Origin of the sequence: Streptomyces brevispora, from assembly GCF_007829885.1 — a bacterium.
GTDB lineage: Bacteria > Actinomycetota > Actinomycetes > Streptomycetales > Streptomycetaceae > Streptomyces > Streptomyces brevispora.
In genome coordinates this window covers 300,355-315,631 of the sequence record NZ_VIWW01000003.1, presented here as the reverse complement: position 1 = coordinate 315,631, position 15,277 = coordinate 300,355, and the positions used below count along the sequence as shown (strand labels likewise).

The following is a 15,277-nucleotide window of genomic DNA, read 5'->3' as shown; positions in this document are numbered from 1 at the left end:
CGTGCCGGACGGCTCCGACAACGCCGCCTCCACACTCCGCAGCAGCACGCCCTCCTCGCCCCGGATCTTCCTCAGCTCGGCGTTCAACTCCTTGTCGGCCCTCCGCTCGGGTATTGATCTTCAGCACGAGCCGGATGAACAGGTCCACCAGCAAATCGGTGACCTCCCTCTGCCGCACATGACACAGCGCGGCCGGCAGCATCAGCCGTCACGCCGGTCTCATACGCTCCAGGTTCGCCGGGCACTCCCCCGACGCCCGCGCCGCCACGCCACGCCACGCCACGCCTCCAGCAGCTTTTGCGACACGTCCGCGAACAAGCCCGCGGGCAGCTCCGGCCGCCGCACTCGCTGGAGCTTGTTCACCTCCGCCGGCAGGGCCTCCGGCCCCGTGCCCCCGGGCCTCCGGATCGGCCTTCAGCTCGGCGAAGCACGACCGCCCGCCGCCCGCCACCGCGTCCTCACCGTCACCTCCCCTGGACTGTCACGTCCTCGCTGCCGGCGACCACGTCCTCCAGGCGTGAGCGCGTCGCCGCGACCTTCGTCCACGCCGGCATCAACGTCACCGACACCCCCTGTTCACCGGCGTGAGAGGCACCCAGCTCGCCGGACGCGCCACCCTGGTCAGCTGCGGCCCCCTCCCCGCCCGCCACAGCACCCACCAGCCGTTCCGCGACGTCACCACCGCCATCGAATACCACCTCGACCTCCAGCACCACCAACCCGGAACACTCCCCCGCCACGCCACCTGCCTCCACCAGCGCACCACCGGCCGCACCGGATCCCTCACCCGACTGATCCGCCAACCAGCCACCACCGCCATCACCGCCATCAGCGACGGCACCGAACACATCACCAAGACCACACCCGAGGCCATCTGCCTCGACCACCTCGCCGAAACCCACCACCACCCCCGCACCCAAGACCGCCAACCCCACCCAACAAACAGCAGAAGCAGCCCTGACCAGCACAAACACCAACCGGGCCATGGCACGCCAGAACTACCTACAACGAACACTGCCGACCTCAACACGGAACACATAACCCCAGCTCACACACCCCGACCACCCAACACCGAACCGCCAATTCCGTCTCTCAGCAAACCAGCAACACACCAGGCCGGCCGGCACCCCACACACCAACAAGCCCCCTTCCAGCATCAGACCTGGAGGAACCACCGCACAGATCGGCCAGCCATGACACACCCTCAACCCTGCCGGATCAACGCAACCTGGTGAAGCACACTGGCTCGGGAACTGATTCCGGACGACGAGGGAGCCCGATCATGGCCGATGTCGACGTACTCGTAGTGGGCGCGGGCCCGGTGGGCCTGACGACTGCGGCCGAACTGCGGCGCCACGGCGTGGACTGCCGCATCATCGACCGGCTGGCCGCCCCGGAACCCTTCGCCAAAGCCATCGGCATCGTGCCCCGCACACTGGAGATGTGGGACACCATGGGCCTGGTCCGCGAGGCACTGGACGCCGCGGTGCCACACCTGGGCCAGCTCGTCTTCATCAACGGCAAGGCGGCCCCCCGCTCCGAGCTGACTCTGCCACCCGAGATCCCCTACCCCTTCACCACACTGCCCCAGTACGCAACCGAACGGCTGCTCACCGAGCACCTCGCGCGCTTCGGCACAGAGGTGGAGCGGCCGACCGAACTCCGCTCGGTGGAAGTACGCCCCGACGAGGTCGAGGCCGTCCTCGCGCACGCCGACGGCCGGACCGAGCATCTGCACGCCCGCTACGTCGTGGGCTGCGACGGCGCACACAGCCTGGTCCGCAAAGCCGCCGGGCTGACCTTCGAGGGCGACGCCTTCCCCGAGCAGTACATGATCGGCGACGTCGAAGTCGACTGGGAACTGCCCGCCGGCTACAGCATGCGCTCCGTGAACCTGGACGCCAACGGCACCATGGACGACATGCTCGTCTGCATTCCGATGCCCGGCGTTCGCCGGTACTGGCTGTCGATGCTGCGCCCCCGCACCCGAACCGGGGACGAAGACGACTCGAGCGCCCCGGACGGGATGGGAGGCGGCCGCGGACCGGACCTCGGCCAGATCCAGGACGTGCTCGACCGGCTGTCCCCAGAACCCACGACCGCCTCCACCCTCCGCTGGTCGTCCGCCTTCCGGATCAGCCACCGCCTGGTGAACCAGTACCGCAACGGCCGCCTCTTCGTCGCCGGAGACGCCGCACACATCCACCCGCCGATCGGCGGCCAGGGTCTGAACACCGGAGTGCAGGACGCCCACAACCTTGCCTGGAAACTGGCCCTGGCCGTCCGCGGTCTGGCCACCGACGACGTACTGGAGAGCTACCACACCGAACGCCACCCGGTCGCACAAGAGGTGGTCAACCGCACCGTCCGCCACGCCCGCACCGTCCGCCACGCCCGCTCCGGCCTCAGCAACAACGGGGACGACACCGAGACGACACTGCGGCGCCAGGCCCAGCTGCTGATCGCCTACCCGGACAGCCCGCTGGTCCAACCGCAAGCAGCGGACAGCACACCCGCGGCCGGTCCCGCCCCCGGCGACCGGGCACCGGACTGCCGCGGCCTGCAGAGCGACCTCGCCTCCTACCCCCGGCGCCTGTTCGACCTGCTGCGCACCCCGCGACACGTACTGCTGCTGTTCGCGGGCCCGGAACACATTTCCGGCGACGGCGCCGCCCGGCTCGAGGCCTGCGCCGCCGAAGCACAACACGCCGCCCACGGCCTGCTCGACGCCTACCTGATCACCGCCGCAGAAGTACCCCACGACGCCCGCCCGGTCGGCCTGCACCCACCACGGGTACACGACACAGCAGGCGAATTCCACGACGCCTACACACCACGTGACGGCGAAGCCCTCCTGATCCGCCCCGACGGCTACCTCTCCGGACGCTTCCACCCAGCCGCACCACAACACCTCACAACACACCTGCGCCAAACCTTCCTCACCCCCACGACCGAAACAACACCAAGCCATACCAGGAGCAGGACGGCCCTGACCCATACCAACCAGACAGCAGCCAGGGACTCAAAAACCACCCCAGACTCCCCGGCCCCAGCACTGTCAACCTGACACAACCACAACAACACCACCCCCTGACCGGGGGCGGTTCAGAACCTCACCCCGATCGCGTTGTCGTGCACCGGTGCCGCGACAACGACCGCGATGATCAGCCCCATGACGTCCACCGCCGGCCCGGGGTCTTCTTGGCCGCGTCAAGGCCGGTGGTGGTCTTGGGCACCCCGGCCGCCGCGCGCACCGGCTGGGAGTCGAGCACCACCAGGCTCGGATCGGCCTTGCGCCCGGCCTTCTCGCGCACCATCATCCGCAGCACGTCAGGGATGCCGCGCCCTCCACGCTGCGATCAGCGGCTCGATCACCGCCCCCTCTACGTTCGTCAGATCCGTCTTGTACGCCCTGCGCTCACCCACCCCCCAGAGCACCACGGCCAACCCCGCCGACGAGCCGAAACTCCTCAACACCACAAAACAGCGGAAGACTCGCTTATTGCCTTCTCAGAACAATCATCATGGCCCAGCTGACAACCAATTGACCAGCTGAAGTGTTCAGCGATGGCGCTGGGCTTGGCGAGAAAATGAAATGAGGTGCGGTTCCGGCCGTGACAGGGTGACGACAGATCAATCCCGTCCCCGCAGCCCGCCGCAGGAGCCTCCGATGCCTACGCCGCCACGCATGATCCCATTGCTCCAGCAGTTCGACTTCGCGCACAAGCGACTTGCCGACCGGTTGGCAGGCCCCGTCATGGACAGCGGCAACGGCACGGACGTCGAGGTCGGCCCCATGACTGACAAGGAGTACTTCTGGGAGCCGGTGCCCGACTGCTGGTCGGTCCGACGACGTACGGACGGGCCCGGACCCCGGGCGACGACCCTGACCGGCACAGGTGAGTGGGGACGCGACGCCACACCGGGCCCGCACCCCGCCCCGCCACCCTTCACCACAATCGCGTGGCGTCTGAGTCACCTCTGTGAACTGCTGACCCTTCGGGCTGACCACACAGCCGGCAGCCATACGCTGACACGGGACGACTACTGCAGCAGCAAAGACGCTGCCGGGGCGATCTCAGCCTTCGAGACCGGCGCCGCAGCCTGGCGGAAGGCCTTGCACGGTGTCGATGACAGTGCCCTGGACACCGTGGGATACAGCACCTACCCCCACGGCAGCGACTCCGGCGACCCCTTCATCGACATCGTCTGGTGGGTCAACCAGGAACTGCTGCACCACGGAGCAGAGATCGCCCTGATGCGCGACCTGTACCGCTCACAACCACACTGACACCCGTCGTTGCACACATCCCACCGGATACTCGCAGTGATGGTTCTACTCGGGCAGACCGACAACGCTCTCTCTGAAGTCCCAAAATCTGTACACCACTCACCTCCCACCAGAACGTTTCGCCGCCACGCACCAGCCAACGGATCCACAGCCACGTGCGAGCCGTACAGGATGCCACCGATACGGAACCCATCCGTAACGGCACAACACCGAACATCAAGCCATACGCCCCTGCCCCGAAACCACCACCACACCGACAGTCACCCCATCGACTCCGGGCTCTGCCCAAGCTGCTCGCGCACCCATTCAGGGTCCGGGTTGACATGCGGCCGGCCCGTCACGACAACGGTCGGCACGGTCTCATTGCCATCGTTGACTGCCCTCACCACTGCCGCTCCAGCCGGGTCACTCCAGATGTCGACCCAATGCAACTGTCGGGCGCTTCGGCCCAACCGGATGCGCAGCCGCAGGCAGTACTTGCAGCCCGACCGCCAAAAGACGACCGGCCGGCCGTCGACCGCACTGCGGCGTTGTGCCTCCAGCGCACCGATCGACCTCGGGAAGACCAGAGGCGAGTGCACGACAGCGAGCAGCACAAACAACAGCAGAAGTGCTGCGGCTTCGCCGGGGACCCCGCTGAGGATCAGCCCGGTCGCGACGACTGAGCCACCGAGCACAAACAGCATCGGAAGGATCCAAGCGCGCATCATGACGACGAAGGCTATCGGAAGGTCGCGACAAGAGAGCCTGACAGACAGGTCTCGCCGGCTGGCGAACGGTCGTCAGAATCTGCCCGACGATGATCACGAGATTGACGCAAGGTCGTCACGTACTGTGATCGTAGCTGCAAGGGAGTTTGCGCGCAGAAGTCTCCGACTCTTCAGGGTGGCATTGGCCTGGTCGCCGACGGATCGGATCCTGGTGCGGGAGGACTTCACCGCCCGCTTCCCGGTCCGAATGCATCTGCGATGACCTGGACGTGCATGCCGTGGCGCTTGTGCTTGCCGGAGTAGTCGGGGCGGTCGGCGGCGATGCCGTCGGTGGACAGCAGTGTGCCGTTCGGGATCACGAACGCCTTGTTGGCGACGACGGCCACGGCCTGCTGGAGGGTGGGGCGAGGACGGCCAGGATCTCAACCGCTCCGGCGATGTAGCGGTATACGGTGGCCGGCCCGATCCCGAAGCTGGCTGCGAGCTAGCGTACGTGTGCCCGTAACGCACGTGGGCCAGGACGAGCAGCCGTCGCATGGGAATCCGCTCGACCTGGATGCCTCCGTGAAGAGATCATGGGGCATGGAGTTCCTCTGTTACCACCGCGACCGGCCCGGTTCCCTGCCTCTGCGCCACAGGCTGACGGAAGAGCACTGGTCATACATGGACCAGTACGCGAAGGAGATGATCGCCCGGGGTCCGACCCTCACCGATGACGGTGAGACCCCTACCGGCAGCGTGCACATCGTCGACCTGCCCGATCCCTCCGCTGCCCGCACGTTCGCCTTCGACGAGCCGAACTACCAGGCCGGTGCCTACCGGGATGTGCTGCTGCGACGATGGCGCAACATGCTGGGGCGCACCATGTGGGACTTCCCCGGCGGACCGGCCGAAGGCAACCGGTACCTGGTGCTCGGCCTCGGCGCGGGGAAGGCCGCCGACACCACGGTGCCGGCCGACCGGGACGAACTGATCGCCTACGGACCGCTGCTGTCCGACGACGGCGCCACCTGGCTGGGCACGGCGGCATTGATCCGGGCACCGGATCGGGACACGGCACGCGCCATCCTGACCCCGGACCGGTACGCCGACATTGAGGTGCACAACTGGCAGTTCGGCGGGCGGTCGTGACGTCCGAGAACATCTGCGTCCAGGCCGACCGTCATCGAGCCCGCCCAAGGCATCACCGACACCATGGTCGAAAAAGGGCCACACCGCCATGGAAATCTGGACCGCCTTGATGGACGACCACAACGTCTCCATCGCCTGCGGCACGGTCAGGCCCTACGTCCATGACCAGACCGTCGCCCCCCATGACCTGCCCGTTCCTGCTCAGGCCACCGGGACCGGTTCCCAGTTGAGTTCGCCCGCGTCGCCGAGCTGACCGACACAGGTCGCTTCGGCACCCCCGAGAGCAGCATGTTGCCCCAGCACTGCCGTCTGTGACTCCAGGGCGTCGGCAATGTCCTGGAGCATTGAGTCGATCGAGTCCCACAGCGGCACCCCGAGTCCCCAGCGCTCGTGATCCCACAGGAAGACCGCCCCGTTGGCCCCGCCGGGCCGAAGGTCAACGATGAGGCCGTCACCGCCGGGGCTCATCGCGATCGGTATGAACTCCGGCAGAAAGCGAGGCTCCGGCTCCCCGTTCTGATCGAACAGAGGTCCTTCCTCCTCTGCGACGAGCAGCCAGGTCTCCCGAGTCTCCAGGGCTTCTTCCAGCGCCACAGGAGCGAAGTCTCCGGGGATCCAGAAATCGGCGCTGACGTCGGCCAGGGCCCACCACTCCTTCACGTCGGCCGGCAGTGTCACAGCCTGCGCTGCCTCAACTGCGTCAAGGCGACCCGAGTCCACGGCCGGTCTGAGCGGGGCCTGCCGGACATGAGTCCTCAGCCAGAGGCCGATTCGATCCCATGACTGCCGCACACGACTGTGATCAATAGAGGTCATGACCGGCAGTCTCCCAGCCCGCTCGGACAGTGGCCGCCGATCACGACCGGCAGGCCCGGTCGATCTGCCCGAGGTACCACTGGAGGTGTTCTCCTGGACCGGTGACGACCAAGTGTTCACCTCGGTCGCCGGCGGCGAGGCACGTCCTCGGGAACGGCATGCCACGATCGCCGCTCTGTTGGTCGCACACTGCAGCAACGTCGGCTACGCCGCTCCTCAGGACACGGACCCGGAACGCGCCGCCGCCCCGATGCACGGGCGCACCCGGCCGGTTGTGCGGGCCTCCCGGACCGTGGCCGGCACCGTCCAGGAGACCGTCACCGTCCAGGAAGCCCGCACCGCTGCGATGACGCCCCTGGCGAGCTCACCGCGCGGGCGACGGTCCGAGCACCATCGGCCAGCCGTCGACGGAGGCGAGTACCTCTTCGAGCGACTGGTCCGGGCCCGCGCTGAACACCACGGTCCCCGGTGCCGCCCGCGCGTACCGCTCCGGGTCCACCACGGCGTCCACGCGCAACACCAGCGCCGCCTCCGGGTCAACCACCGAGTGGCCGGGGAACGCCCCGCTGTCCATCCCGACGCGCCCCAGCGCGACCGGGTACTCGGCGATGTCGACCACCAAGCGGTTGCCGTCGAGGGTGTGCTCGGCCCAGCCATCGGTCGGCACCAGGTAGACCACGCCGTCGCCCTCGTAGCAGCAGTTGAAGAGCTCATGGACCGCACGCTCGCCGGGTGGGCCGTCGGGGTCGACGACGAGCACCACAGCGGGCACGTCAGGCTCGTCGGGGTCGATGCCGGGACGGATGTGGAGCCGGGCCACGAGTGACCTCCGGTGCTGAACAGGGCGGGCGTTTCAGTAGAGCACGCCCGTTCCCGCGTACGTCCGCGTACGTCCGCGTACGTCCGCAAGGCCCGTACCGCAAGACCTACTCCTCGCTCACCGTGCTCCTCACCAGGTCACCGGAAGGCGTTCCGGGCTGCGCGAGGTGGTTCCCACGCGCCAGTGGACGGACTCCACCGGCTGCGCCAGCCGCAGTCCCGGGAACCGGACCGCCATTCTGTGCAGGGCCAGTTGGAGTTCCATCCGTGCCAGCCAGGCGCCCAGGCAGTAGTGCGGTCCGGCGCCGAAGGACAGGGTGGGCGCCTCCAGGGGTGCGAACAGGTCGTCCGCCGTACTTGCCGGGAAGACGGCGGGGTCGCGGTTGGCCATGCCGCAGTCCGCCAGGACCACCGCACCGGCTGGGATGAGAACACCCCCGACCTCGACGCCCTCGTACGCGCGACGCGTGCTGCCCCGGTCGTCGCCCAGCGGAATCAGGTGGAGCAGACGGTCGGCCGCCGCACCGGCCGCCTCCCCTCCGGCCGCGAGGAGCGGCCAGGCCTCCGGTCGCTCGGCGAGCAGGTAGAGGAGGGAGTTGCCGAGCATGGTCATCGTGCTGTCGTGTCCCCCCACCACCAGCCCGCAGACCAGGCTGACCAGTTGGCCCTCGGGGATGTCTCCCTCTTCGTCGGCGGCCCGGACCAGGCCAGTCACCAGATCGTCGCCGGGCTCGCGCCGCCGGGCGGCCAGCAGTTCGGCGCCGAACGCGGAGAACTCGGCCATGGCCGCTCCGACCTCGTCACCGCAGCGCGAGCCGTCCGTGAAGGCGTGCTCGCTCCAGTGGCGCATCCGCTCACGCGCGGAGGCGTCGAGTCCCATCAGCCTGCTGATCACGGCAACCGGCAGCGGCAGCGTGAACTCCGCGACGATGTCGACCGGCCCGTCCCCGTGGGTCGGCAGTCCGTCCAGTAACTGCTCCACGATCGAGGCGATCCAGGGTTGCCAGCGGGCGACGGCCCTCGGGGTGAACGCGCGGCGCATGGTGCGGCGCAGTCGCAGGTGACTGGGGCCGTCCTGGTTGAACATCAGGTCCGGGTCGTTGACCAGCCCTGGCACCTGGGACAGGGACGGCCCGTCCGCCGCGTACAGCTCGGCACGGCCGAACCGGCTGTCGCTGAGCACCTGCCTGACATCGGAATACCGGCTGACCAGCCAGGCCGGGGATCCGTCGGCCAGGTCGGTGAGCCGCGGTGGGCCCGGGGCGTCGAACTCCATGCGGTGGAGCGGGGCCAACAGCGGTTCGGGACCAGCACTGTTGCTGGTGCTGACTGCGGCGGACACGGTACCTCCTGGCTGTGCATGCTCGACGGGACAGCTGACGGGGCAAGCGGAGCGGCCGGGGAAGAGGAGAGGGGAAGGCGAAGAGGAACGGAAGGGGAAGGGGTATCACGGTGCCGGTCACAGTTCGACCAGCACCTTGCCCAGGTTGGCCCCCCGGTCGTGGTACAGGCTTCCGTAGGCCGCGGGGATGTTGTCGAAGCCGTGGTGGAGGGTATGGTCGCAGACGACCTCGCCCTGCCGGACCCTGCCACCCAGCTCGGTGTGGAGCGCCTGCCAGTTCTCGTCGGTGAACCACTCCAGGGAGAAGATTCCGCGCACGGTGGTGCGCGTGAACATGATGTACGGCAGGAGCCGGGGGCCCACCACGTCCTGGCCGACCTGGGTAGCCCACTGCCAGCACACCGCCACCTGACTGCCGACGTTGAGCAGGGAGAACACCACGTCGGTCACGGCACCGCCGAGGTTGTCGAAGTAGCGGTCGACGCCGTCCGGAGCCGCCCGGGCGAGCGCGTCGCGCACGCTCTCGGCGCTGTCGCCCTGCCGGTAGACGACGACCGTGTCGAACCCCAGCCGTAACAGGTACTCCGCCTTCTGCGGGCTCGACGTCGTGCCCACCACGCGGGCGCCCGCGAGCCGGGCCAGCTGGCCGACCAGTGTCCCCACCGCACCCGAGGCGCCGCTGATCACGAGGGTGTCCCCCGCACCGACGGTGAGGAACTTCGACAGCGTGCCCCAGGCGGTCATGCCGGGGCCGCCCATCGCGCTCAGCGCCGTCGCCAGCGGCAGCGCGTCGTCGTACCAGCGCGGGTCGAGACGGCGGAAGGCCGGGAACACCATCGGGAAGGTTCCCGTCTGCCACAGCGATTCCGTGCCCGTGCTGACCAGATGGGACCGCCAACCGCCGAAACCCTGCACCAGATCGCCCGGCAGGTGTGCGGCCCGCGGGCCCGCCTCCAGCACTTCCATGATCGAGTCGGCGCCCATGTGCCGGCCGAGCGGGGTGTCCAGCGCGATGCCCTGGAGATAGGGGTCGACCGAGACGTACCGGGTCTTCAGCAACATCTCCCCGATAGATTCTTTTCCGCTTTCAGCGGCTTCAATCCTCGGCCGATGACTTGCTGAGATTCCCCCGAGCGCCGTGACTGACCTCGTAGCCATTCAACCGGATGCCCGGTCCGGAAGAAATAGGGACTGACCCCACTGTCGCCAATGTGGGTTACTTAGTATTCTTTTCGTTTCTTTCCTGCTTGCCAATAGACCCAGCACCTCGGCCCGGCTCTGAACAGTCCGACGGCAGGCGCCCGTCGCCGGTGTCGGAGCCATCACGGCGCTGACACCACGCGCATGGCACTCGCGTCGCACTGACCACCGGTACCGGGAACGCGCTCGGAGCCCATGCGCCGGTCATGGCGGTGACTCCGGGGACAGAGCCGGCGTGACTCACGAGGCCCTGTCGGGCTTGAGTACCTCTGCCGGTTGCCGCTCCTAGGACCCCTAGGCTATATCTAGATACCCTAGGAATTCGCGGAGGACGCATGGTCAGGGCTGGTCTCACAACCGAACGAGTGACGATCGCGGGCGCCGAACTGGCGGACGAGGTCGGGCTCGACCGGGTGACCATGTCCCAGGTGGCGCGGCGGCTCGGGGTGAAGGACGCGAGCCTCTACGCGCACGTCCGGGGGCTGGAGGACCTGCGCGGGCGGATCGCACTGCTGGCGGCGGACGAGAAGACCATCCGTATCGCGGAGGCGACCGCCGGGCGGGCCGGCAGGGACGCGCTGGTCGCGTTCGCGGATGCCTGGCGCGAGTACGCCCGCGAGCATCCGGGCCGTTACATGGCGACGCAGACCCCCATGCAGATCGATCCCGAACTGGCCGCGAAAGCACCCGGACCGCGGCGCGGCGTCGAATTGACCTACGGCATGCTGCGCGGTTACGGACTGGCCGAGCCGGACCTGACCGACGCGGTCCGGTTGCTGCGCAGCACGTTCCACGGGTTCGTCGCCCTGGAGGCCGCGGGCGGGTTCGCGCATGCGCGCTCACCCCAGCGCTCCTGGGTGCGAACTCTAGACGCCCTGCACACCCTGCTGGAGCACTGGCCTCCGCCGCGGGAAGAGGACTCCGCATGACGAAACCGGCCATCGGCAGCGTTCGCTTGGACGGAGCGACCCTGCACCACGAGGTACGCGGGCAGGGTCCACTTCTGCTGCCGATCCCGGGCGGGACGGGCGCTGCGGCCTCCCTCACCCCCGTCGCCGACCACCTGGCCACCGAATCCACCGTCGCTGCCCATGACCCGCGCGGCATGTCCTGAAGCACGCTTGACGACCCCGAGGCGGCCCGGCTCCGTTCCCCCGGCCGGCCCGCTCCTGTGGCGGGCCGGCCGGGGGCCGGGTCGTGTCCGGTGGGCGGGCCGGAACTACTTCTTGGCGGCTGCCTTACCGGCACTGCCGTTGATGACGAACTGTGAACCTGGTTCGACCACGACATCGCCGTCGGCCGAACCGGTGATGGTCACATCCGTCAGGGTCGCACTGCCGCGTGCACCTCCATGGGCCAGGATTCCAGACCCGTTGACGGAATTCTCGATGCGGACGTTCGAGATCTGCGCTCCGGGTACGGATCCACCGCCGGACTTGAACTGGATCCCGTCGTAGGTCGAGTCATGGATATCGGTGTCGCGGATCGTCACACCGGGGATGTTCTGACCGGCGGCGAACAGTGTGATGGCACCGAACTCCTGGGCCTCGCCCCAGAAAGCCCCGCCTGTGCGGTAGAGCTCGTTGTTGGCGATCAGTGTCTGCCCGGAGAAGGGCAGCGGATCGTGGTCCGTCGCCAGCATGATTCCGGGGTAGTTCATCGTGTCGGAGATGATGTTGTTCTCGATCGTGTTGCCGTAACCGCCGTACATCGCAATACCGTTGGCCCGCCAGGGCAACTGGATCGTGTTGTTGCGGAAGTGGTTGTCATGACCGATGTCCACCGACGGATTCTTCACGTACTTGCTCGACCACACGGCCAGCGAGTCGTCACCGGTGTTCCTGAAGGAGGAGTTGAACACCGTCGAATTGCGTGTTCCGTTGGCGAAGTTGATGCCGTCCGCATAGGTGTTGCGGATCCGCATGCCGGTGAAGTCGACCCCGTCACCCGGTCCCCAGAGGTCCGGAATGTTGTCGTAGTCGCGTCCGACCCACACGCCGACGTTCGCGTGCTCCAGCCACACATTGGTGATCTTGGTGTCCTTGCCGAAGCGTCCGTTCAGGCCCACTCCGCCCTCGGCGTTGCCGTCCCCTCCGCGGATGGTGCCGGAGCCGAAGATCGCCAGGTCCGAGATCTTGGTGTTGGCGTCGATGTCGAAGCCGAAGTTCCCCTCGTGCGGGTGGTTGATGCCGCCCGCGTCCTGCGGCGGGGTGAGGGTGTACAGCTGAGAGTGCCACATGCCCGCGCCGCGGATAGTGACGTCCCTGATGCCGACCTGGTTGTACTGACCCCGGTTCAGTGGGTCGTCGGTCAGGATCTTCTGCTCCTGCCGCCACTGCCCCGGCGGGATCCACACGCAGCCGATGTTGCCGTTCTGGTTGGCCGTCACGGCGCGCTGGATGGCATCCGTGTCGTCGATCCCGTCGTTCGGGACGGCTCCGTAGTTGGTGATCGAGGTGCATCCGGCAGGCTGGGAGGCCGCCGGTGCCACCTGTTCCAGGTCTACGAGGTCGATGATGTAGAAGGGGGCCGAGTCGCCCGCGTCGCGCTGGAGGCGGAACTTCGTACCGGCGGGGTAGGTCTGGCCCAGCAGCGCGTTGGACTCGTCGAACAGCCTGCGTGCGTCGCCCCCGGGCCTGTTGGTCAGGCCCTCAGGACTGTCCGTGTCGCCGTACAGCCAGCTGTGCTTGGAGGAGAGGGTCAGCTTCCGCTCGAAGGTGTTGTTGACGTACAGGCTGATCGTGGCCGCCGTCCCGCCGCCGGAGTCGTCGGGGATGGAGTTGCGGACCACGATCGAGTTGGACGGAACGGTCGAGGTGATCTCGGCGTACTCACCGGTGGAGTCGAGCCGCACGGACTGCCGACCCGAGGACTCGGTGGCGAAGTTGGTGTGGCCGAAGGTGCGCTTCTTGTCGGACGTCAGCAACGTGCCCCGGTAGTCACCCTTCTCCGCCTCGTACTCGGTGTACGGGACAGCGGCCCCGCGGCCGACGACGATGGCGCGCGAGAAGACGTTGTTGTTCTCGTTCGTCTCGGCGACGACACCGGTCGCGTCCGCGATGGCGGTCAGGTTCGCCCCACCGCTCTTCGCGGTCCAGCTCCCGCTGATGGGCACGGTGACGGTGCCTCCGGCGGGAATCGCGCCGGTAGCGCCGTTCAGCGTGGTGCTCTCCACGAGGAGACGGGTGACCGTCGGGGAACTCACCGCAGTGGTACCGCGGTTGTGCACGGATACGGTGAAGGTGACGGCTGAGCCCACTGCGGGATTCGCCGGGCTGGAGGTGATGCCGAGCACCTCCAGATCGGGGCCGGGGCTCTGAGCGACCACGAGCTTCGAGGACGCGGTGCGGCTGTTGTTGCTGTTGTCCTGCTCGATGATCGTGTCGGTCGGGTCGACCACCGCCGAAACGCTGTACGTTCCCATCGGTCGTTTGCCGACTCCCACCTGCACGGTGGCCGAGGCGCCTGCGGCGAGTCCGCTCACGGGTGCGCTGCCGGCGACCACACCCTCCAGGCTGACATCAACCGTCGTCGCGGCGGCCGGAGCCGTACCCGTGTTGCGTACGGTGGCGCTCACGGTGACGTCGTCCTTCTCGGACGGCGAGGCGGGCGACCACGTCAGTTCGGAGACGGTCAGGTCCGGGTTGGGAGCGGCGGTGCCGACGATCTGGATCTCGGCGACCTGGGCACCGGGAGCACCGGTATTGGAGAAGAACTTGAGCTGGATGTCCGCGTACCGCCCGCTCACCGGGATCGTCACGGTGTTCTGGTTGCCGGTGGGGTTGAACGCGTAGTCGGCCCGGTCCTTCAGCGAGGTGAAGCCGGTGGCTGACTGGGAGCGGCCGAGGATCTGGAGGCTCTGGGTGCGGGCCGCCCAGGCCTGGTCCGGCGAGAGCTTGACGACGACGTTCTCGAGGTCGGCGTCGGCGCCGAGCTTCACCGTGAGTGTCGAGGGGTATCCGTTCGACTCCCAGTAGGTGCCGGGCTTGTCATCGTTGGCGTTGGCCGCCACGAAGTTCTGCACGAACGAGGAAGCCTCGATCGGCTTGTTCAGTGCCAGGTTGGAACCGACCCCGGCCGGTGGGCCGGGGTCGTCCCCGCCGTCCGCTCCGTAGACCTCCACCTGTGACAGCTGCGCGGCGTTCCAGCCGGTGTTGGCCGTCACCTGCACACGGATGTACCGCGCCTGTTTCGCGGTGAAGCCAATGGTCACGGTGTTGCCCGCCGAGGGTGTGAACACCCTTGGGGCCGAGGCGGACAGGGAGCTGAAGCTGCTCCCGTCCGTGCTGCTCTGGATGCCGAGTGTCTGGGTGCGAGCCTCCCAGGTGTTCGGCAGCCTCAGCACCACCTGGTCGACGTCGAACCGGTTGCCGAGGTCGATCTGCACCCACTGCGGGAACGTGCCCGGGCTCTCCCAGTACGTCTGCTGGCTGCCGTCGGTGATGTTCGACGCCGGGTAGGCGCCGTTCGACCCACTGGCCGTCGCCTGCTTCCCGAAGGCGAGGTCAGGGCCCGGTACGGCTGCCGAGGCGGTGACCGGCAGGAGCCCGACCGTCATCAGTGCGGCTGTCACCGCGCCGACGATGAACCGCCATCCGAATTGCTTCCCTCTCATGCTGTCCTCTGTTCCGTGGGGATGCGGGACCGGGAGAGCACGACGACGCGTAGCCGACCGCACGACGCGCTCTGCGCCACGCGGTCGGACAGGGCCGGGGTGTGAGCTGCCGGTGCACCGATGGGGGGACGATCAGGTACGTCGGCAGAAGCAGGAGCGAGCTACCTGCCGGAAATCACACGCTCGTTGCCTAGTATTTTGAGTGATCTGGTCAATATTTTACGGTGCCGAGGTAACAGGTTTCTAGCAGGTCACACTCTTGTCAACGGTCCTCACATGGGCGCCGGACTTCGCGCGCGACTCGACGCGCACGCCCCCGAATGGTCGACGCATCCACACATCGGATCTCAACG

General features: G+C 67.7%; 12 protein-coding genes and 2 pseudogenes. 5 read left to right on the top strand and 9 right to left on the bottom strand.

What is annotated here, in order from left to right; translation table 11 throughout:
* Positions 1 to 464 precede the first annotated feature (464 nt).
* The gene (locus FHX80_RS35330; protein ID WP_208764874.1) at positions 465 to 986 is read right to left on the bottom strand and encodes a hypothetical protein; all 522 of its coding nucleotides are present in this window, start codon (positions 984 to 986) and stop codon (positions 465 to 467) included.
* Positions 987 to 1,282: 296 nt separating this feature from the next.
* Here FHX80_RS35330 and FHX80_RS34425 point away from each other — a divergent pair, with 296 nt between their 5' ends.
* A complete protein-coding gene (locus FHX80_RS34425; protein ID WP_145768382.1) occupies positions 1,283 to 3,067 on the top strand; it encodes an FAD-dependent monooxygenase in 1,785 nt (594 codons plus the stop codon).
* A gap of 47 nt (positions 3,068 to 3,114) precedes the next feature.
* Here FHX80_RS34425 and FHX80_RS35045 read toward each other — a convergent pair.
* Positions 3,115 to 3,338: pseudogene (locus tag FHX80_RS35045) on the bottom strand (IS5/IS1182 family transposase); the annotation flags it as partial.
* A gap of 332 nt (positions 3,339 to 3,670) precedes the next feature.
* Between FHX80_RS35045 and FHX80_RS34420 the strand changes: the two are divergent.
* Positions 3,671 to 4,291 (top strand): DinB family protein, encoded by a 621-nt coding sequence (locus tag FHX80_RS34420; RefSeq protein ID WP_145768381.1) that lies wholly within the window; start codon positions 3,671 to 3,673, stop codon positions 4,289 to 4,291.
* Between the two features lie 260 nt (positions 4,292 to 4,551).
* Here the strand turns inward: FHX80_RS34420 and FHX80_RS34415 are convergent, their stop codons facing one another.
* Together FHX80_RS34415 and FHX80_RS34410 are read right to left on the bottom strand one after the other, a co-directional pair.
* Positions 4,552 to 5,001, bottom strand: a complete 450-nt coding sequence (locus FHX80_RS34415) for a glutaredoxin domain-containing protein (RefSeq protein ID WP_145768380.1) — start codon at positions 4,999 to 5,001, stop codon at positions 4,552 to 4,554.
* 242 nt (positions 5,002 to 5,243) lie between these two features.
* A pseudogene (locus FHX80_RS34410) lies at positions 5,244 to 5,529 on the bottom strand (transposase family protein); the annotation flags it as partial.
* Positions 5,530 to 5,583: 54 nt separating this feature from the next.
* Between FHX80_RS34410 and FHX80_RS34405 the strand changes: the two are divergent.
* On the top strand, positions 5,584 to 6,132 hold the full coding sequence (locus tag FHX80_RS34405) for a YciI family protein (protein ID WP_145768422.1): 549 nt from the start codon (positions 5,584 to 5,586) through the stop codon (positions 6,130 to 6,132).
* 201 nt (positions 6,133 to 6,333) lie between these two features.
* On the opposite strand, the gene FHX80_RS34400 is transcribed toward FHX80_RS34405, so the two are convergent.
* The 4 genes from FHX80_RS34400 to FHX80_RS34385 all read right to left on the bottom strand — a co-directional run bounded on the left by FHX80_RS34400 (position 6,334) and on the right by FHX80_RS34385 (position 10,267).
* Positions 6,334 to 6,948, bottom strand: coding sequence for an SMI1/KNR4 family protein (locus FHX80_RS34400; protein WP_145768379.1), 615 nt, complete (start codon positions 6,946 to 6,948; stop codon positions 6,334 to 6,336).
* Positions 6,949 to 7,312: 364 nt separating this feature from the next.
* Positions 7,313 to 7,768: a hypothetical protein gene (locus tag FHX80_RS34395; protein ID WP_145768378.1), complete on the bottom strand. Its 456-nt coding sequence runs from the start codon at positions 7,766 to 7,768 to the stop codon at positions 7,313 to 7,315.
* Positions 7,769 to 7,897: 129 nt separating this feature from the next.
* Positions 7,898 to 9,043, bottom strand: a complete 1,146-nt coding sequence (locus FHX80_RS34390; protein WP_145768420.1) for a cytochrome P450 — start codon at positions 9,041 to 9,043, stop codon at positions 7,898 to 7,900.
* 183 nt (positions 9,044 to 9,226) lie between these two features.
* Positions 9,227 to 10,267, bottom strand: a complete 1,041-nt coding sequence (locus FHX80_RS34385) for an MDR family NADP-dependent oxidoreductase (protein ID WP_145768377.1) — start codon at positions 10,265 to 10,267, stop codon at positions 9,227 to 9,229.
* Positions 10,268 to 10,644: 377 nt separating this feature from the next.
* On the opposite strand from FHX80_RS34385, the gene FHX80_RS34380 reads away from it, so the two are divergent.
* Together FHX80_RS34380 and FHX80_RS34375 are read left to right on the top strand one after the other, a co-directional pair.
* A complete protein-coding gene (locus FHX80_RS34380) occupies positions 10,645 to 11,238 on the top strand; it encodes a TetR/AcrR family transcriptional regulator (RefSeq protein WP_145768376.1) in 594 nt (197 codons plus the stop codon).
* The gene (locus tag FHX80_RS34375) at positions 11,235 to 11,423 is read left to right on the top strand and encodes an alpha/beta fold hydrolase (protein WP_208764873.1); all 189 of its coding nucleotides are present in this window, start codon (positions 11,235 to 11,237) and stop codon (positions 11,421 to 11,423) included. The genes FHX80_RS34380 and FHX80_RS34375 overlap by 4 nt, the downstream gene beginning before the upstream one ends.
* A 105-nt stretch (positions 11,424 to 11,528) precedes the next feature.
* Here FHX80_RS34375 and FHX80_RS34370 read toward each other — a convergent pair whose 3' ends face one another.
* On the bottom strand, positions 11,529 to 14,924 hold the full coding sequence (locus FHX80_RS34370) for a CARDB domain-containing protein (protein ID WP_145768375.1): 3,396 nt from the start codon (positions 14,922 to 14,924) through the stop codon (positions 11,529 to 11,531).
* Between the last annotated feature and the right edge of the window lie 353 nt (positions 14,925 to 15,277).